Genomic DNA, 16,801 nt, shown 5'->3' with positions numbered 1-16,801 from the left:
ATTTATTCGTCAGCCGTTCCTCCAAGATTTTTTATACGTTCGTAAGTACCCGTAAAGTTCTTTTTTTCGTTTAAATCAAAATAAATTAAGACACTGGCCACAATAGAAATGATGTTCAATAGAAACTGGGCAAGCGTACTTATAATTCCCAAAACAATAGAAATAGGATCTGCAACGGTAAAATTTTCGGCATCTATTTCACCGGAAAGTATACCCATCTTGGCGTAGGTATATATCGTAGCCGGTAAGGCAAAAGCATAACCGGTAACCGTAACTATGATACCCACAACAAAAAGTGAAGCAAAGGTTACCCACCAATATTCTTTTACCAAAGTAAAACTATTGCTAAAAGCATCTGAAACTCCTTTTCCTTCAAAAGCAAGGATACTAAAGGATAGCACCAGCGGTACATAAAGAAAAACACCGGGAATAATACAGAAGAGAAAACCGCACCCAACACATAGTGCCACTAAAAAGCCGAGCCCGATAAATTTCCAAAAGGAGCTATAAACGTTTTCCTTAATTTCGGTAAAGTCTATATTTCCGTTGTACTTTATATATGATTTGATGTAAAACAAGGTAGTAGCTTGGGCCATTACATAGGTAGTGACGGTGGCGATAAGAAATACTAGGGCAACCACAAAAACGACCAAGCCACTAACGGCGGAGTTGGAGCTACTTATGCTAAAGTTCATGAAATCTCCTATCTGGAACATATAAAAACCGTAGCTAATAAGCATAACCACTAGAAAAGGAGCGATAATCTTAAAGAAGACACCAAAAAACGTTTTGAATTCGTTTCGCAAAAAGCCAAAGGTGTCCGATAAAATTTGGCTCATTTCCCGTTGTTTTTTGAACTCTATAAACTGTTTCATGCGGTTGGTTTTTTGTGAAGTTGTTTAGGATATATAACGTAGTAAAAGAGAATTAGTACCAAGGAAGATAAAATTATAAAAATGGCCAAAGCATCCGGCATTTCTGTATGTCTTGTGACAAAGCCTTCTAAAAAACCGGCAATGATGAAAAAAGGAACCGTACTGAGCATAATTTTTAATCCGTTTTGCACCCCTCTTTTAAAAGATTCCAGCCTAGTATATGTACCTGGGAATAGAATGCCGTTGGCCAACACCAGTCCGGCACATCCCGCAATTATAATTACGGATATTTCTATGGTGCCATGAATCCAAATGGTACGTGCAGACTCCCAAAGTAATCCTTTTTCGTAAAAGAAATATTGAAAACTACCCAACATAATTCCGTTTTGCATCATAACGAACAAGGTGCCAATACCCAATAAAATACCGTATGCAAAGGCCATAAGCGCTACCCGAATATTGTTGATGGTTATGCCAAGAAACATATTAAACTCCCCCATTTTCTTATAAACGGCCATGGGGTCTCCCTTGTCAATATTTTCCAAGGTCATATTTACATAGCCATCACCCAAAATTGAACGAACAAACGTACCTTCGTTTGCGGCAGAAAATGCACCTACCAGACTAAAAAAAACAAATACCAGAAAGGCGATCAGTAATTCGCGTTGGTGATGGTAGAACATCGTAGGGAATTCGGTTTTCCAAAATTCCACAATACGGTTTTTAGGTTCACGTTTGGTCTTGTAAATTTTTTGGTGGGCCTGAGAGGCCAAAGTGTTGAGGTAAAACTCTGTATTGCTGCCGGCATAAAAGGTTTTGGCGTAGCTAAGATGGTCCGTAATTTCAATGTAGAGGTCGGACAATTTATCTGGTGTCAATGCCGTTTTGTTGGTCAGGGCATTTTCAAAAGTAGCCCATTTGTCTTTATTTTGCTTTACAAAGGCGGCTTCGCGCATCAACTTTTGGTTTATACCAAAGAAACGAAACTATGGAACAATTTCAAATAGAAACAGCCCAAAATATAACCATTAACCAGCATACGGCACATCTAGGAGACCGCATGCTTGCTTATATGATAGATAGCTTTATCATTCTAGCCTATACCATAATCATGATTATGGCACTGCTTTCTTTGGATATTGATTTTGGGGATATGTGGGCGCTCTATATGCTTATTAGTTTGCCGGCCTTTCTGTACTATGTGCTTCTAGAAACGTTTATGAACGGGCAGACCGTTGGTAAGACCGTTATGAAAATACGAGTGGTAAAACTAGATGGTTCCAAACCCGGTTTTTCTAGTTATTTTGTGCGGTGGATATTACGGATTATAGATGTAGTACTTACTTCCGGAGGTGTTGCGGTACTTACTATTTTAATTAGGGGCAATGGTCAACGTGTAGGAGATATAGCCGCAGGAACAACCGTAATTAGTGAAAAGAAAAGAGTCTCTTTAAAAGATACCTTGTTACGCGATTTACCTGAAGATTATAAACCTCAATTTCCACAGGTTACCATTTTTAAGGACCGTGAGATGCAGACGATCAAGGAATTTTATGATTCCGCCAAACGCAACGGAAATCATAATGTAATTGTATCTTTGAGCGATCAAATAAAAAAGGTAACGAGCATAGCTACGGATATGACACCTTTGGATTTTGTGGATAGAATAATCAAGGATTATAGTTACTACACGCAACAACTGTAATCTGGTTTAAATATTCTTTCCAACGTTGCACGGTGGCCCAAAATATTAGGAACACTCAAAAATACATTTTCACACATGTTTTATTTTTTAATCGATATTTTGGGAACTATTGCTTTTGCCATTTCCGGGGTTTTGGTGGCGATGGATAAGAAGCTGGACCTTTTCGGGATTTTTATAATCTCGTTCGTAACTGCGGTAGGCGGGGGCACCTTACGTGATATGCTCATAGGTAATACGCCCGTACTTTGGATGCGTGAGCCCGTGTATATTACGGTTATTGCCGGGGCCGTTGTTTTTTCGGTGATTTTTGTGAGACACTTAAAATATCTGAGAAAAACCTTATTTCTGTTCGATACTATAGGAATTGGCCTCTTTACCATGTTGGGTATAGAAAAAGGATTAACGGCGGACTTGCTGCCCGTAATGTGTGTGGCACTAGGCACCATTACAGCTTGTTTTGGAGGTGTTATACGCGATATGCTGTGCAATGAAATTCCCGTAATCTTTAGAACCAAGGAGATTTATGCAACGGCCTGTATTCTTGGGGGTATAAGTTATTTTATACTCGTACTTCTTCCTATAGACGGAGCCTACGCTTATATTGCCGCTATCCTAATTATTATCATTACCAGATTGTTGGCGGTCAAATTTGGACTTGCCCTACCTAATATTTATAAGAAAGTAGACGTATAAATAATTGATTTTTATTCTATGACCTCCGCTTTTTGAATATAGATATTCTGTTGCGGCCAATCTCCCTCGCCAATTTCTACGCTGTTAATTTTATCTACAACATCCATTCCTTCTATGACCTTTCCAAAAGGCGTAAACTCGCCATCTAAATGGTAGGATCCTGGTTTGGTGACCACTATAAAAAACTCGTAAGGTGATGCCAGCATATGCGGATTGTCAATCTCACTACTGGGCATAGAGATTACCCCTCTATGGTGTTTATGGCCTTTTCGCGTGTCGGGAGGAAGAAGATATCGTCCAATCTCGCTTCGTTTTTTTCCCGTTTTTCTATCGTCTGAATTGCCCCCTTGAATGATAAAATTCTTCACTATCCGGTGAAATTGGGTGTCGTTAAAGTAGCCTTTACGTGTTAAGTAAATAAAATTGGCCTTGTGGTACGGCACATTGTCAAAGAGTTGCACGGTAAAACTCCCGAACCGGGTGGTGATTTTTACTTTATCAACTTTGAGGTCTTTTTGGTATTCAAAGAAAAAGTCGATGGCATTTTCTTCCGTCAGAACAAATTCCTTTTCTTTTTCTATTTCAGAAGAATCAATTTGAACAGAATCTTTTTTCACTTCGGCTTTAACCGTAGACTTTTGCTTTTCTTTAGGACTTTCGCCACAGGATGCGAGAAAAATAAGTGGTAATATTGCTAATCTAAAAGAATTTCTGATTGTCATGAATTTTGATGATTTCTCTATTCGAATCCCAAAAATAAAGAATCTGCCTTTACCCGGGGAAGCTTCGCATTTAAAAATGGCTCCTCAATTTAGATTAGAGGAACTCCAAAATGCTCGTAAAAAGCCTCAAATAACAAAAAAAGCCGCAGTTATGGCTCTTTTTTATCCAGATGAGGCAAATCTAACTCGGTTATTGCTCATTTTACGTAAAAGCCACCCAAAAGATGTCCATTCCAATCAGATAGGGTTTCCTGGAGGACAGGTCGAAGCCCAGGATATCGATATGATGGAGACAGCTTTGCGGGAAACTTATGAAGAAGTAGGGGTAGACCCTAGAAATATTGAGGTAGTAAAATCATTGACGGAAATTTATATTCCACCTAGTAATTTTGATGTTCATCCTTTCATTGGGCTATATAATAGAACGGAACCCTTTTTGCTACAAGAGACAGAGGTAGAGGAACTGGTAGAGGTGCCCCTGCTGGATTTTATGGACGATAGCAATATTTTTACCCAAGAAATGACGACTTCTTATGCCTCAAACGTACCCGTACCTGCCTTTAAATTAAATGGTTATACCGTTTGGGGCGCTACCGGAATGATGTTAAGTGAAATCAAGACCTTGTTACAACAGGTTTTATAGGGGTAAATTCGTATTTTTGTGCCCTATGGGCATATTTAAGGAAAATCCTTTCGGGCATATTCTGTTTCTAAAAAAATGGCTTATCCGCATTTTAGGATTGGTAACACATTCAAGGTACAAGCGTTTTAACAGTTTGGAGATAGAGGGGTCGGACATTATCCGTTCCTTACCGGACAAGAATGTGCTTTTTGTTAGTAACCATCAAACCTATTTTGCAGATGTGGTTGCTATGTTCCATGTGTTCAATGCCAGTCTTAAAGGGCGGGACAATAATATAAAGAACGTAGGGTATATCTGGAACCCCAAGTTAAACATGTATTATGTTGCCGCTGCGGAAACCATGAAAAAAAGCCTTCTGACCAAGATATTTGCCTATGCGGGCTCCGTGAGCGTAGAACGTACTTGGAGAGCGGAAGGAAAGGATATTAAGCGACAGGTGAAAATGAGCGACATCTCAAGTATTGGGAAGGCGCTTAATGATGGTTGGGTCATAACTTTTCCCCAAGGTACGACCACTCCATGGAAGCCCCTTAGAAAGGGTACCGCCCATATCATCAAAAAATATAAACCTGTAGTGGTTCCTGTTGTTATTGATGGTTTTAGACGTTCTTTTGATAAAAAAGGGCTTCGAATAAAGAAAAAGGGTATTCTTCAATCTATAGTTATTAAAGAACCTTTGGATATAGATTACGATAACGAGTCGTTTGATGCCATTATCGAAAAATTAGAGTATGCTATAGAGCAACACCCATCATTCTTAAAAGTAATCTCCAAAAAAGACTTGCTTGCCTACGAAGAAGAAAATGAGTTACGTAGGTACAGAAACCGACATAAAATTTAGACTTCCAGTTTTCTAAGTTCTTTATAATTCTTCTTTAGCTTCCTTAGGAGCAGTCCGTAGAGGAGGAAATAAATACCGCCAAAGAATGCAATCATAACCACGCCCAATATGGCCATGGAGACCATTAAAGTAGTTTTTAACTTTTCTGGAGAAACATTTTGTGCATTGCCCGCCATTTCCGTAAAATTATCCATAAAACTATCGTTCAGGTAAATGCCTATTATAACTATAGCTATGAATACTAATATGGTAGACAAGGAAAATATAACGTAGTATTTAACAGTTCTTCTGGTCCTAATAATTTTGCGCATGAGATTCTTGGCGCTATCCAACACGGAAATTTCTTTATAGCGCTTATAGAAAAGGTATACAAAGTAGAATACCACCACGTAATAAATAATGGTCATGGCCAAGAAATAATGGTCTACAACGGTGTTTTCGTAAATGCTCATACTCTTCCTAAAGGAAGGTATTAAGTAGAGTAGATTGGGTAAAACTATTTCTAGGATGCTAATAATGAGAATCCATTTGACAATAGAGGATGATTTTCTCCATGTCATTTTATGTATATCACTATAGGTCAGCTTAGGGAGTTCATCTCCCTTCTTCTGCCAATCTTTCTTTAAAAGTTCCAGTTCGTCCATCATCTCCTTAAGGATTCAATACGGTTCTTAATTTGGTCTTGATCCGGTTCATCTTCACACGGGCATTAACTTCAGTAATACCAAGGGTTTCACTTATTTCGCGATAATCTTTGTCCTCTAGGTACAAAAACACTAGGGCCTTGTCTATATCGCCTAATTGCTTTACCGCCTTGTACATAAGCTTTAACTGCTCTTCTTGGGTGGCATCGTATTCGTCGGCTTTTATTTTAAAAATTACCGATTCATAGTCTTGTGTCTGAATACGCCTTTTAGATTTTCTATATAATGTAATAGCTGTATTCAGAGCCACACGGTACATCCATGTACTAAACTTAGATTCGCCCCTAAATTTTGGATAGGCCTTCCAGAGCTGAATCGTTATTTCTTGAAACAGATCATTGTGCGAATCCCTATCGTTGGTATACAATGTACAGACCTTGTGAACAATGTTCTGATTGTTCTCAAGTTCCGTCACAAATTGATGTTCCAGTTCGTTGTTCACGGCAAGGTGGTGGTTGTTAGACTATAAGTAGCCCAAAAAGATTAATTGTTACAGAGATTATTTTACTGAATGGATAAAAAAAGAGATGTAATATGTTTTTAAGAATAAATAGCATTGGTTTTTAGGTGGTTATGTAACAAAAGAGAAAGTGTTTTTCTACCTGTATTTCTGTTTTATTTTTGAGTTTTAAGTTCTAGAATGAGAATAAACCATGATTTCAATGAATTTTCTTACATTTTAGAGAATTTAAATATAATAAAACCTTTAGTTTATCGGTTGGGGTACACAATGAATGTTTAATTTTGCCCATATTTTTTATACATGTCAGATACAGATGCACTTAACTTACCAAAATCTAGTTTACCGCGAATTGTAATTGTTGGTGGTGGTTTTGGAGGGGTAGCCTTAGCAAAAAAACTAAGTAAGAAAGAGGTTCAGGTAGTTTTATTGGATAAGAACAACTACCATACGTTTCAGCCACTTTTATACCAAGTATCTACAGGTGGTCTGGAACCGGATTCCATAGCTTATCCCATTCGGAAAATTTTACAGGATTATAGCAATTTTTTTTTCCGTCTAGCGGAAGTGCAAAAGGTAGAGCCTGAGTCCAAAAAAATTGTAACCAATATAGGAAGGCTTTCCTATGATTATTTGGTAATAGCCGCGGGGTCTACCACAAATTTCTTTGGTAACACAGAAATTGAGCAGAACGGTATGGCCATGAAAAGTATACCGCAGTCGTTGAATCTTAGAAGTCTTATTCTTGAGAATTTTGAGCAAGCCTTGTTAACGGACGATCTTCATGAGCGAGATGCTTTAATGAATTTTGTAATTGTTGGTGGAGGTCCTACGGGTGTGGAACTGGCAGGTGCCTTGGCAGAGATTAAAAAAGGAATACTTCCAAAGGATTACCCCGATCTGGATACGCGTAGGGCACAGATAAATTTAGTACAGTCCGGAGATAGTCTATTGAAGGGAATGAGTGAGAACGCTTCAAAAAAAGCGGAAGATTTTCTAGAGAGCCTTGGTGTAAATGTTTGGAAAAATACACGTGTTGTGGGCTATGACGGCAAAACGGCCCGTACAAAAACAGAACTTGTGTTTGAGGCGGCCACGTTGGTTTGGGCAGCGGGAGTAAAAGGTGTGCCTATTGGCGGTCTAGAAGCGGAGGAATTCTTGGTGAGGGGTAACCGTCTTAAAGTAAACGAGTTTAACCAAGTTCAAGGGCAGGATAGTATTTTTGCCGTTGGCGATATTGCCTGTATGCAAACCGAAGATACGCCCCATGGCCACCCTATGATGGCGCAACCGGCTATTCAGCAGGGAAGGAACCTTGGTGAGAATTTATTACGATTGGTGCGTAATGAACCTATGAAGCCTTTTGTTTACAAGGATAAGGGTAGCATGGCTACCGTTGGCCGTAACAAGGCTGTGGTAGACTTAAAGAATTATAGGTTTCAGGGTGTTTTTGCTTGGTTCGTGTGGATGTTCGTTCACCTGTTTTTTCTAATAGGCTTTAGAAATAGGGTAGTTGTCTTTGTAAACTGGGTATATAATTATGTGCGTTTTGATAGGGAAGCACGATTGATTATACGTCCCTACCAACGCGACTATTCACTGTTTAAAGATCAAAAAACCTTATAGATCGATGCTTGATATGGCGTAAGCTCAAAATGGTTGTCGATTTTGTTGTTTTCCGCATCGTCATTGGAAATAATAAGATGCGCTTTATCAAAACGTACCTCGTCTATAGTAACCGAGCTTCGTTTGGTAGAAAAATTCAACAGAACTAGAAAACGCTCGTCTTCCCAAGACCTTAAATAGGCATACACTAGTTCATTATTCGCCAATAATAATTGGTACGCCCCATATACCAAAGCAAGATGGTCCTTGCGCACCTGTACCATTGTTCTAAAATAGTTAAGAACCGAGTCTTTTTCCGGTTCCTGTTCGGCAACATTTATTCCTTCCTTGTAATTTTCATTTATTTTAAGCCATGGTTTGGCTTCGGAAAACCCGGAGTTATGTTGTGTGTTCCATTGCATTGGGGTACGGGCATTGTCCCTTCCTGCGTGTTTCTCTTCTTTTAGGAAAGTTTCTAAATCACCTCCCGCTTTTTTAATGGCTTTGTAGCGGCTATGGGTATTTATATCCTGATAGTCGGAAATAGAATCAAATTTTATATTGGTCATACCTATTTCTTCACCATAGAGAAAATAGGGTGTACCCCTCATGGAAAGCAAAAAAGTCTGCAATAGAGTAGCCGAGTTTTGCCAGTGTGTTTTTGAATCATTCCCCCAACGGCTAACGCTTCTTGGAAAATCATGATTGTTCAAATAAAGGCTTCCCCACCCTTTTTGTGCAAAAACCCCGTCCCATTCCGAAAAGACTTTCTTAAACTCCGTAAGCTTCCATTGTTCTTTTCTCATTTTAAAGGTCTCGCCCGGTTCACGGTCAAGGGACATTAAATCAAAATGAAAGAACATATTAAGTTCCTTGCGGTCTTCGTCAACAAAATTAAGGGCCTGTTCTTGGTTAACACCAGGTGCTTCACCAACGGTCATAACATCATATTTGCTTAGTACCTTTTGGTTCATTTCTTTTAGATACTCGTGCAGGTGTGGTCCATCTGCATAATAAGGGATAAAATCGCCTTTGTATTTTTCGGGAAGCTCCGGGTAATTGACATCTTTAGAAATGGTTGATATCACATCCATTCTAAAACCATCTATTCCTTTATCAAACCAGAATTTCATAAGGTCGTACACCTCTTCCCTTACCTTAGGGTTTTCCCATTTTAGGTCAGGTTGTTTGGCGGAGTAATAGTGCAGGTAATATGAATCTGTTGGTTCATCATACTTCCAAGCGTTACTATCTTCATCAAAATAGCTAAATCGTTTTGGAGGAGTACCTTTTTCGGCGGGCCACCAGTGGTAATAGTCCCTATATGCGTTGTCTCTGGATTTTCTGGATTCTACAAACCATTCGTGTTCGTCACTACTGTGGTTCACTACTAGGTCCATTACCAAGCGCAGCCCTCTCTTTTTCATTTGGGTCATAAGCTCGTCCATATCATCCATGGTGCCGAACTCGGCCATAATATTTCTATAGTCCGAAATATCGTAACCGTTATCATCATTGGGAGAGGTATAAACAGGATTTAGCCAGATAATATCAACGCCAAGACTTTGGATGTAATCCAGTCTTTTAATAATGCCCTGTAAATCTCCAATACCGTTACCGGTGGTATCTTGAAAACTTCTAGGGTAAATCTGATAGACTACACCTTCTTTCCACCATTTTCGTTCGGTATTATGTTTCATTCTTAGCTATTTAAATTTAAATATAGAGTATGTAAACGGAACAAAATAGCATAGTGGTATATAGAGTTGAACTACAACGTTTTCGGTTCATAAATATATTTTTTAGATGAAAAATAGGCCCCAAAGCGCTTTATGATACTTGCTTGCGAATCGTTAAAATTGTCAGAAAAAACCTCGTTTTTAGGGTGGGGTTCTTATATTTATCGAAGCAAAACCAAACTATGATTACACTTGTCCGAATCATATTTCTTCTTTTATGTATGGCTATAGGTAAGGCCCAAAGCTCGACTGTAGATATAGATTTCAGCAAATTTCAATTTGACCCATCTTCTAATTTTTATACCAAGAATTTTTCATATCCTGCGTTTATGGACAATGAAATGCACACTCAATCAACTTTTGGCTATGAGTTGGATGAAAAATTTCTTGTTGAGCTCAGAAATTATTACGATACCTACCGTGATGTAGATTTTTATCAGTTGGCACTTGAGTTCAAATATTACCCAACAGATAACTTTTATTTGGTTAATGGCATACGTATGGAACGGGCATTGAGCAAGTATGATAATGAAGTGCCTAAGCCCCAATTTATGATGACCAATGGGGTTGGTTACGATGTAAACAAAAATTTCATGATGGAGGCAAGGCATGATTTGAACATCACAAAGGAAAAAAATAAGGCCGCAGGAAAATCAAGTATGTTTTCGGTTTTAAGTAAAATTAAATTTTAACTCTTGTTCTCTATTTTCTTGGGTGGTATTTGTTCATGACATCCGTAAGATGGGTGCGGTCTACGTGCACATACACTTCTGTTGTAGTAATACTTTCGTGTCCTAGCATCTGTTGAATGGCTCTTAAATCGGCTCCGTTTTGTAGTAGATGGGTGGCAAAAGAATGCCTAAAAGTATGCGGACTTATACTCTTTTTCAGGTTTATTGCTACGGCCAGACTTTTAATGATGGTGAAAATCATGGCGCGGGTAAGTTGCCTACCCCTTCGGTTTAAAAATAGGATATCTTCAAACCCTTTTTTTATGTCTTGGTGCACCCGTACTTCGTTTCGGTAGATGGTAATGTACTTTTTGTTTACCTCGCTAATGGGTACAAAACGCTGTTTGTCTCCTTTTCCGGTCACTTTTATAAATCCTTCTTCAAAAAATAAATCGGAGATTTTGAGGTCTACAAGTTCTGAGACTCTTAATCCGCATCCATAAAGAGTTTCTAGCATGGCACGGTTTCTTTCGCCCTCAGCTTTTGAAAGGTCTATCGCACCAATAATGCTGTTGATTTCATCCTCGGATAGGGTATCGGGTAACTTTCTTCCAATTTTGGGCGACTCTATTAAATCCAAGGGGTTGTCTTCCCTGTACCCTTCAAAAACTAAATAATTGAAAAAACTTTTAAGTCCGGAAATAATTCTTGCCTGAGACCTTGGGTTCATGGTCTTTGCTACCTCGTAAATAAACTGCTGTAATGTTTCTTTTTTGATTTGCTTAGGGCCGTCCTCTAAAGAGTTGCTTTTTAAAAATGCAATAAGCTTACTAATGTCCCAACTGTAGTTTTTAATGGAGTTATCGGAAAGGCCACGTTCTATTCTAAGATAATGCCCGTAGTCTTGAAGCGCTTGATCCCAATTCATAATGTAAAGTTAACCATTGTGAGGTCATGATTTTTTATTTTTTAAATGGCTGCAAAAATAAAACGCAATTTTTTCTGTAAAGAATTGACGCTAAGTAAAGTTTTCTATCTTTGGTTATGATATAACCATGGGCCAATTTTTATTTTGTCCGTTATTTCCTTCTCCTAAAATATTTCTTTACGGAGCGATAACGGATTAAGTTAAGGTTCTTAAAATAACCATAATCATGAAAATTAAATTTTGCGTTATTCTAACGTTTGTTTTTTTTGGCGTACAAAGTAGTATTGCACAAACCGTAATACAGGGTACAGGCCCTTCTAGCGGGTTTAATATGGGAGACATAAAATTTGGGGGAAAGGCCGGAATTAACTTTACAACTTGGTTGGGTAATGACTTGGATGGTGTTTCAGCTAAGGTAGGTGCTTATTTTGGTGGTATTGTAGAAATACCCGTTATGGATAATTTTTATGTGCAACCTGAATTAATTTTTGCTCTTACAGGTGCCGATTTAGGACCTTCCAATGTTAATTTGGCGTATGTTCAGATACCTATTATTGGTAAATATCACATTACAGATGAGATTGCTGTTGAGCTAGGTCCTCAAGTAGGTTTTCTTTTGGCAGATAACTGGGATAAAGACTTACAGGGTCAAGATATTGAGTCAATTGAGCTTGGTTTAAATTTAGGGGCTGGTTATAGGATGGATCAAAATTTTTATTTTCAGTTCAGAATAGGGGTGGGACTTACAAAAATAGTAGAAACTCCAGCAATCGTAAATGGAGAAGTGGTGAAACTTAAAAAAGTGAGAAACGGAGGTGTATCCGTTGGTGCCGTATACTTTTTGTAATCTATAAAACATATCAAAATATAACGGCCGCTATTAGCGGCCGTTTTTAATTTCTCTTGTTAAAAAATCACATTAAAAAGTTTATTTTTGAAGTATGAAAGTAATCATTATCAACGGTCCTAACCTGAATCTGTTAGGGAAGCGTGAGCCTGAGGTTTACGGTAACAAAACATTTGAAGATTATTTTGCTGATCTACAGTTTAAATTTAAGGACGTTCAGCTAGAATATTTTCAATCTAATATAGAAGGGGAGCTTATTGGTAAAATACAGGAGGTGGGCTTTTCCTATGATGGTATTGTTTTAAATGCTGCAGCCTACACACATACTTCCGTAGGTATTGGAGACGCTATAAAAGCGGTATCTACGCCTGTTGTTGAGGTTCATATTTCAAATACGCACAAGAGAGAAGAGTTTAGACATGTATCCTATATTTCTCCCGTAGCAAAAGGAGTAATCCTTGGTTTTGGGCTTCTTAGTTATGATTTGGCCATACAGAGTTTTGTGAAGTAATTGGCTAGAATCTTCTTGCATTAAGTCGAATTTTAGCAGTATTGGCACCTATTTAAAAGGTTTAACGTCAACCGTCTCACAACAATTTTTGATTTGTAACTACAACAAAAAGGCAATGAACTTCGTTTAGCCTTTAGTTTTACCAAACAACCAGCACAAACCAAATTTAAAATTGCCATGATCAAATCTTTCTGTTTATTCCTGACCTTGACCTTTTCGTGTATTTCGTTATTTGCCCAAGAGGGCTTTAAAATTGGCGCCCATGCGGGTATGCCTATAGGAGATTATAATGATTTTGTTAGTGTGGTCATAGGTGCCGATGTAGGCTATATGTGGGCTCCTAACAAGGCCTTTGATTTAGGGGTGAAAGCGGGTATAGTTCACGGTTTTGCCGAAACCTTTACCGGTCAAAATGTTACTGTAGATTACCCTAGTGTTCAATTTTTACCACTTGCAGCCTCAGTGAGGCTTTGGCCTTCAAAAACCTTTTCTATAGGTGGTGATATTGGAAACGCTTTTGGACTGAACGAAGGAAATGATGGTGGATTTTACTATCGCCCACAAATTGGATTTCAAGTAGGGCCAAAATCTGAGCTGAACTTTTCGTACACGGGCATCACAATAAACGATAGCACATGGAATACCATAACTATGGGCTTTGTCTATACCTTTTTATCCGCTAGACACTTTAGATAAGCTTAACTTAAGAGGGTGTTAGGCTTGTGCGGTGTTATCGCTCAAGTACTTTTTTTCCACATAAAAAGTGGCAAAGGGTAGGAGGGATGCAACCAGTAGTATAATTCCTTTTTTGATGCTCCATTTCTTTTCCATCCACAGAACTACGGCCAAAATAATATAGGTGATAAAGAGTACGCCGTGCGCGTAACCCACATATTTGTTGGGCATGGGTAGACCGGCTAAATATTTTAACGGCATAGTTACGGCAAATAGGGCCAAATAGGAGATACCTTCTAAAATTGCTGTAATCCGAAAAAAATTGAGCATACGGAATGGGTTTTTATTGTGTTCGTTCTAATAAAAAATAATGGGCCCGTGAGATGTATTTGAGAACATTCTTATCGGGCCCATTTCTAATTTAATCTAATCTAATTGCAATTTATTATAAGTGTATCACCTCATCGTAAGCGGCTGCTACGGCTTCCATAACAGCTTCGCTCATAGTTGGGTGAGGGTGAACGGCTTTTAAAATTTCGTGACCTGTAGTCTCTAATTTTCTGGCAACAACAGCTTCGGCAATCATATCGGTAACACCGGCACCGATCATATGACATCCTAACCACTCGCCATATTTGGCATCAAAAATAACCTTAACAAAACCATCTGGAGTACCGGCTGCTTTTGCTTTACCGCTGGCAGAGAAAGGAAATTTACCAACTTTGATGTCCAATCCTTTTTCCTTGGCTTGCTTTTCAGTAAGACCTACAGATGCAATCTCCGGTGTACAATAGGTACATCCTGGAATGTTGCCATAGTCCAACGGCTCAACATGCATATCCGCTATTTTTTCAACACATAGAATACCTTCGGCAGAAGCAACGTGTGCTAGCGCCTGACCTGGAGTTACATCACCAATAGCGTAGTACCCCGGTATGTTGGTCTGGTAGTAATTGTTTACTAATATTTTATCCCTATCGGTAGAAATCCCCACGTTTTCAAGACCAATGTTCTCAATGTTGGTTTTGATACCAACAGCAGAAAGAACAATGTCCGCTTCTAGAATTTCTTCTCCTTTAGCAGTCTTTACGGTAGCTTTTATGCCTTCACCGGAAGTGTCAACAGAAGTAACCTCTGCAGAAGTCTTGATTTTTATACCGGCTTTCTTTAAGCTGCGCTCCAGTTGTTTTGAAATATCCTCATCTTCTACCGGTACTATATTGGGTAGGTATTCCACTACGGTTACTTCAGTGCCCATAGCGTTATAGAAATAAGCAAATTCAATACCAATGGCACCACTACCAACAACAACCATTTTTTTAGGTTGCTCTTTTAAGGTCATAGCCTCACGGTAGCCTATAATTTTTTTACCATCTTGTGGTAAGCTAGGCAGTTCGCGGCTACGGGCTCCGGTAGCGATAATAATATGGTCTGCACCGTATTCTGTTTCTTTGCCTTCGTCATCCTTTACGGATACCTTTTTGCCTGCTTTTAAAGTTCCGTATCCTTTGATGACCTCAATTTTATTTTTCTTCATCAAAAACTGGACACCTTTACTCATACCGTCTGCAACGCCACGGCTTCTTTTGACCACAGCATCAAAATCCTTATCCACATTTTCTGCGGATAGACCATAGTCTTCGGCATGCTTTAGGTAATTAAAAACCTGAGCTGATTTCAAAAGTGCCTTGGTAGGGATACAACCCCAGTTTAAGCATACACCGCCTAGATTTTCTTTCTCGATAATGGCCGTTTTAAAGCCCAATTGAGAGGCTCTAATGGCGGTAACATATCCTCCGGGTCCGCTACCCAAAACAATAACATCGAAATTGCTCATATTTTTTATTTTTTTGCTGTTGTAAATTTAAGAAGCCAGCTATAGCTAAGCAGGTGCAAAAGTACAAAACCTAACGGAAAGATTAATACCAAAATTAAAGTCTAGTTCTAAAAAGAGGAAGTTTGGTACTGCTTTGAATCAAGATTTTGTGGCGTACATAACAACTCACTTCTCAAACATGTTCTTGTTATATTGGTCCGAGTGGCCTTTTGGAATGGAAAGTGATACCCATGCCGTACCCTTGATCATTTTACCCAAAAGAACAATTTGGCCCACATGGCCACTGTAATGTGCAAGTTGTCTGTGTACGGCTTGGACTATGCTGTGGTTCTCGTTTCGTATCTTAATTACCGTATCAAAATTTTCTGTAGATACCGATTTTAAAGCGTTGAAGAGACATTGCCAACCACTTTCCCAAGCGGCTAGCATTTCTGTTTTTGTTGTGGAGGGGTTCTCAAATTCGTCCTCGCGGTTGCGCCAAGGTTTTTCTCCATCCTCGGTCAGGAAGTTGGTCCAACGGCTTAACATATTGCCGGACATATGTTTAACTATCAGGGCAACAGAATTGTCATTTTCGTTCAACTTCCAGTGAATATCTTCTTCGCTGAGTTGTTCAAAAGTTCTGTCGCCCATCGTTTTGTATCTATTAAATTCAAAAAGGGCACTTTCAATAAATTTCTCAGGATAGTTCATACATGCTGTAATTAATACTATAAAATTATTGAATTACAGGAGTAAGGGCACTATTCCGCAGGCACAAAATTTAGCGCAACTCCATTTATACAGTGCCTTAAGCCAGTGGGCTTGGGGCCATCTTCAAAAACGTGCCCTAAATGACCACCGCAGGTAGCACAGTGTTCCTCGGTTCTTTTATAACCAATTTTATAATCCACATCATAACCCACATTTCCTTTTATTTCTTCGTAGAAACTAGGCCATCCGCTACCGGAATCAAATTTGGTATTGCTTTTGAACAACTCCGTGCCGCAGGCAGCGCAGACATAAGTGCCTTCTTGTTTGTTTTCCAATAAATCCGATGAAAAAGGGTTTTCGGTAGCGGCCATGCGCAGTACATAATATTCGGCATCCGTAAGTTCTTTTTGCCACTCCGCATCCGTTTTTACTACGCTAAAGTTTGTTTCTTTTTTGTCTGATGTTTTTTGAGCGGTTTCTTTCTTTTGAGAATTCCCTTGGCACCCTACAAGGGCAAAACCAATGGCAATAAGTATATTTTTGTACATAGCGTTTTAATTTTTTTACGTTTTCAATTAGACGAAAGTGAAGCTTCTTCCTTTCAAATTTAACTGTATTTACGATAATTTTCTGGAATGGTTTTGGTTTCCCC

General features: G+C 38.8%; 20 protein-coding genes. 9 read left to right on the top strand and 11 right to left on the bottom strand.

What is annotated here, in order from left to right; all coding sequences use genetic code 11:
• Window positions 1-2: 2 nt before the first annotated feature.
• Window positions 3-875 carry a hypothetical protein gene (locus tag KO513_RS04160; RefSeq protein ID WP_215912411.1) on the bottom strand — a complete coding sequence of 291 codons (873 nt, stop codon included), beginning with the start codon at window positions 873-875 and terminating at the stop codon, window positions 3-5.
• Window positions 872-1,831 carry a stage II sporulation protein M gene (locus KO513_RS04155; RefSeq protein WP_215912410.1) on the bottom strand — a complete coding sequence of 320 codons (960 nt, stop codon included), beginning with the start codon at window positions 1,829-1,831 and terminating at the stop codon, window positions 872-874. The genes KO513_RS04160 and KO513_RS04155 overlap by 4 nt, the downstream gene beginning before the upstream one ends.
• Window positions 1,832-1,863: 32 nt before the next feature.
• Here KO513_RS04155 and KO513_RS04150 point away from each other — a divergent pair, with 32 nt between their 5' ends.
• Together KO513_RS04150 and KO513_RS04145 are read left to right on the top strand one after the other, a co-directional pair.
• Complete coding sequence (locus tag KO513_RS04150) at window positions 1,864-2,580, top strand: RDD family protein (protein WP_215912409.1); 717 nt, start codon at window positions 1,864-1,866, stop codon at window positions 2,578-2,580.
• 75 nt (window positions 2,581-2,655) lie between these two features.
• Window positions 2,656-3,273, top strand: a complete 618-nt coding sequence (locus KO513_RS04145; protein WP_215912408.1) for a trimeric intracellular cation channel family protein — start codon at window positions 2,656-2,658, stop codon at window positions 3,271-3,273.
• An 11-nt stretch (window positions 3,274-3,284) separates the two neighbouring features.
• Here the strand turns inward: KO513_RS04145 and KO513_RS04140 are convergent, their stop codons facing one another.
• Window positions 3,285-3,995: a peptidylprolyl isomerase gene (locus KO513_RS04140; protein WP_215912407.1), complete on the bottom strand. Its 711-nt coding sequence runs from the start codon at window positions 3,993-3,995 to the stop codon at window positions 3,285-3,287.
• Here KO513_RS04140 and KO513_RS04135 point away from each other — a divergent pair.
• Window positions 3,994-4,638 carry an NUDIX hydrolase gene (locus tag KO513_RS04135; RefSeq protein ID WP_215912406.1) on the top strand — a complete coding sequence of 215 codons (645 nt, stop codon included), beginning with the start codon at window positions 3,994-3,996 and terminating at the stop codon, window positions 4,636-4,638. The two genes, KO513_RS04140 and KO513_RS04135, sit on opposite strands and share 2 nt — an antisense overlap.
• Window positions 4,639-4,663: 25 nt before the next feature.
• The gene (locus KO513_RS04130; protein ID WP_215440918.1) at window positions 4,664-5,479 is read left to right on the top strand and encodes a lysophospholipid acyltransferase family protein; all 816 of its coding nucleotides are present in this window, start codon (window positions 4,664-4,666) and stop codon (window positions 5,477-5,479) included.
• On the opposite strand, the gene KO513_RS04125 is transcribed toward KO513_RS04130, so the two are convergent.
• Together KO513_RS04125 and KO513_RS04120 are read right to left on the bottom strand one after the other, a co-directional pair.
• Entirely contained in the window at window positions 5,476-6,126 is a 651-nt protein-coding gene (locus KO513_RS04125) for a hypothetical protein (RefSeq protein WP_215440915.1), read from the bottom strand. The two genes, KO513_RS04130 and KO513_RS04125, sit on opposite strands and share 4 nt — an antisense overlap.
• A gap of 4 nt (window positions 6,127-6,130) precedes the next feature.
• Window positions 6,131-6,625 carry an RNA polymerase sigma factor gene (locus KO513_RS04120; RefSeq protein WP_215912405.1) on the bottom strand — a complete coding sequence of 165 codons (495 nt, stop codon included), beginning with the start codon at window positions 6,623-6,625 and terminating at the stop codon, window positions 6,131-6,133.
• 321 nt (window positions 6,626-6,946) lie between these two features.
• Between KO513_RS04120 and KO513_RS04115 the strand changes: the two genes are divergently transcribed.
• The gene (locus KO513_RS04115) at window positions 6,947-8,269 is read left to right on the top strand and encodes an NAD(P)/FAD-dependent oxidoreductase (protein ID WP_215440912.1); all 1,323 of its coding nucleotides are present in this window, start codon (window positions 6,947-6,949) and stop codon (window positions 8,267-8,269) included.
• Here KO513_RS04115 and KO513_RS04110 read toward each other — a convergent pair.
• Window positions 8,254-9,948, bottom strand: a complete 1,695-nt coding sequence (locus tag KO513_RS04110) for a glycoside hydrolase family 13 protein (RefSeq protein WP_215912404.1) — start codon at window positions 9,946-9,948, stop codon at window positions 8,254-8,256. The genes KO513_RS04115 and KO513_RS04110 overlap by 16 nt on opposite strands.
• 221 nt (window positions 9,949-10,169) lie before the next feature.
• On the opposite strand from KO513_RS04110, the gene KO513_RS04105 reads away from it, so the two are divergent.
• On the top strand, window positions 10,170-10,679 hold the full coding sequence (locus tag KO513_RS04105) for a hypothetical protein (protein ID WP_215912403.1): 510 nt from the start codon (window positions 10,170-10,172) through the stop codon (window positions 10,677-10,679).
• Window positions 10,680-10,689: 10 nt separating this feature from the next.
• On the opposite strand, the gene xerD is transcribed toward KO513_RS04105, so the two are convergent.
• The gene (gene xerD / locus KO513_RS04100; RefSeq protein WP_215912402.1) at window positions 10,690-11,586 is read right to left on the bottom strand and encodes a site-specific tyrosine recombinase XerD; all 897 of its coding nucleotides are present in this window, start codon (window positions 11,584-11,586) and stop codon (window positions 10,690-10,692) included.
• A 226-nt stretch (window positions 11,587-11,812) separates the two neighbouring features.
• Between xerD and KO513_RS04095 the strand changes: the two genes are divergently transcribed.
• From KO513_RS04095 to KO513_RS04085, 3 genes are all read left to right on the top strand, one after another.
• Window positions 11,813-12,433, top strand: coding sequence for a porin family protein (locus KO513_RS04095; RefSeq protein ID WP_215912401.1), 621 nt, complete (start codon window positions 11,813-11,815; stop codon window positions 12,431-12,433).
• 94 nt (window positions 12,434-12,527) lie between these two features.
• A complete protein-coding gene (aroQ, locus tag KO513_RS04090) occupies window positions 12,528-12,944 on the top strand; it encodes a type II 3-dehydroquinate dehydratase (protein ID WP_215912400.1) in 417 nt (138 codons plus the stop codon).
• A gap of 177 nt (window positions 12,945-13,121) precedes the next feature.
• Window positions 13,122-13,640 carry an outer membrane beta-barrel protein gene (locus KO513_RS04085; protein WP_215912399.1) on the top strand — a complete coding sequence of 173 codons (519 nt, stop codon included), beginning with the start codon at window positions 13,122-13,124 and terminating at the stop codon, window positions 13,638-13,640.
• Window positions 13,641-13,658: 18 nt separating this feature from the next.
• Here the strand turns inward: KO513_RS04085 and KO513_RS04080 are convergent, their stop codons facing one another.
• The 4 genes from KO513_RS04080 to msrB form a co-directional block, all read right to left on the bottom strand.
• Window positions 13,659-13,949, bottom strand: a complete 291-nt coding sequence (locus KO513_RS04080; RefSeq protein WP_215912398.1) for a DUF3817 domain-containing protein — start codon at window positions 13,947-13,949, stop codon at window positions 13,659-13,661.
• Between the two features lie 115 nt (window positions 13,950-14,064).
• Window positions 14,065-15,456 (bottom strand): dihydrolipoyl dehydrogenase, encoded by a 1,392-nt coding sequence (lpdA, locus tag KO513_RS04075; RefSeq protein ID WP_155600434.1) that lies wholly within the window; start codon window positions 15,454-15,456, stop codon window positions 14,065-14,067.
• Between the two features lie 165 nt (window positions 15,457-15,621).
• Complete coding sequence (locus tag KO513_RS04070) at window positions 15,622-16,149, bottom strand: DUF1572 family protein (RefSeq protein WP_215912397.1); 528 nt, start codon at window positions 16,147-16,149, stop codon at window positions 15,622-15,624.
• Between the two features lie 50 nt (window positions 16,150-16,199).
• On the bottom strand, window positions 16,200-16,697 hold the full coding sequence (gene msrB, locus KO513_RS04065; protein ID WP_215912396.1) for a peptide-methionine (R)-S-oxide reductase MsrB: 498 nt from the start codon (window positions 16,695-16,697) through the stop codon (window positions 16,200-16,202).
• Window positions 16,698-16,801 lie beyond the last annotated feature (104 nt).

Origin of the sequence: Zobellia sp. B3R18 (assembly GCF_018860715.1) — a bacterium.
GTDB classification, from domain to species: Bacteria; Bacteroidota; Bacteroidia; order Flavobacteriales; family Flavobacteriaceae; genus Zobellia; species Zobellia russellii.
The sequence above is the reverse complement of the archived record's forward strand: the minus strand, read 5'-3'. Positions and strand labels throughout refer to the sequence as shown.

Coding starts and splice junctions, on each gene's coding strand:
- KO513_RS04160 (WP_215912411.1), bottom strand. CDS start 875: ATGAAACAGTTTATAGAGTTCAAAAAACAACGGGAAATGAGCCAAATT.
- KO513_RS04155 (WP_215912410.1), bottom strand. CDS start 1,831: ATGCGCGAAGCCGCCTTTGTAAAGCAAAATAAAGACAAATGGGCTACT.
- KO513_RS04150 (WP_215912409.1), top strand. CDS start 1,864: ATGGAACAATTTCAAATAGAAACAGCCCAAAATATAACCATTAACCAG.
- KO513_RS04145 (WP_215912408.1), top strand. CDS start 2,656: ATGTTTTATTTTTTAATCGATATTTTGGGAACTATTGCTTTTGCCATT.
- KO513_RS04135 (WP_215912406.1), top strand. CDS start 3,994: ATGAATTTTGATGATTTCTCTATTCGAATCCCAAAAATAAAGAATCTG.
- KO513_RS04140 (WP_215912407.1), bottom strand. CDS start 3,995: ATGACAATCAGAAATTCTTTTAGATTAGCAATATTACCACTTATTTTT.
- KO513_RS04130 (WP_215440918.1), top strand. CDS start 4,664: ATGGGCATATTTAAGGAAAATCCTTTCGGGCATATTCTGTTTCTAAAA.
- KO513_RS04125 (WP_215440915.1), bottom strand. CDS start 6,126: ATGATGGACGAACTGGAACTTTTAAAGAAAGATTGGCAGAAGAAGGGA.
- KO513_RS04115 (WP_215440912.1), top strand. CDS start 6,947: ATGTCAGATACAGATGCACTTAACTTACCAAAATCTAGTTTACCGCGA.
- KO513_RS04110 (WP_215912404.1), bottom strand. CDS start 9,948: ATGAAACATAATACCGAACGAAAATGGTGGAAAGAAGGTGTAGTCTAT.
- KO513_RS04105 (WP_215912403.1), top strand. CDS start 10,170: ATGATTACACTTGTCCGAATCATATTTCTTCTTTTATGTATGGCTATA.
- xerD (WP_215912402.1), bottom strand. CDS start 11,586: ATGAATTGGGATCAAGCGCTTCAAGACTACGGGCATTATCTTAGAATA.
- KO513_RS04095 (WP_215912401.1), top strand. CDS start 11,813: ATGAAAATTAAATTTTGCGTTATTCTAACGTTTGTTTTTTTTGGCGTA.
- aroQ (WP_215912400.1), top strand. CDS start 12,528: ATGAAAGTAATCATTATCAACGGTCCTAACCTGAATCTGTTAGGGAAG.
- KO513_RS04085 (WP_215912399.1), top strand. CDS start 13,122: ATGATCAAATCTTTCTGTTTATTCCTGACCTTGACCTTTTCGTGTATT.
- KO513_RS04080 (WP_215912398.1), bottom strand. CDS start 13,949: ATGCTCAATTTTTTTCGGATTACAGCAATTTTAGAAGGTATCTCCTAT.
- lpdA (WP_155600434.1), bottom strand. CDS start 15,456: ATGAGCAATTTCGATGTTATTGTTTTGGGTAGCGGACCCGGAGGATAT.
- KO513_RS04070 (WP_215912397.1), bottom strand. CDS start 16,149: ATGAACTATCCTGAGAAATTTATTGAAAGTGCCCTTTTTGAATTTAAT.
- msrB (WP_215912396.1), bottom strand. CDS start 16,697: ATGTACAAAAATATACTTATTGCCATTGGTTTTGCCCTTGTAGGGTGC.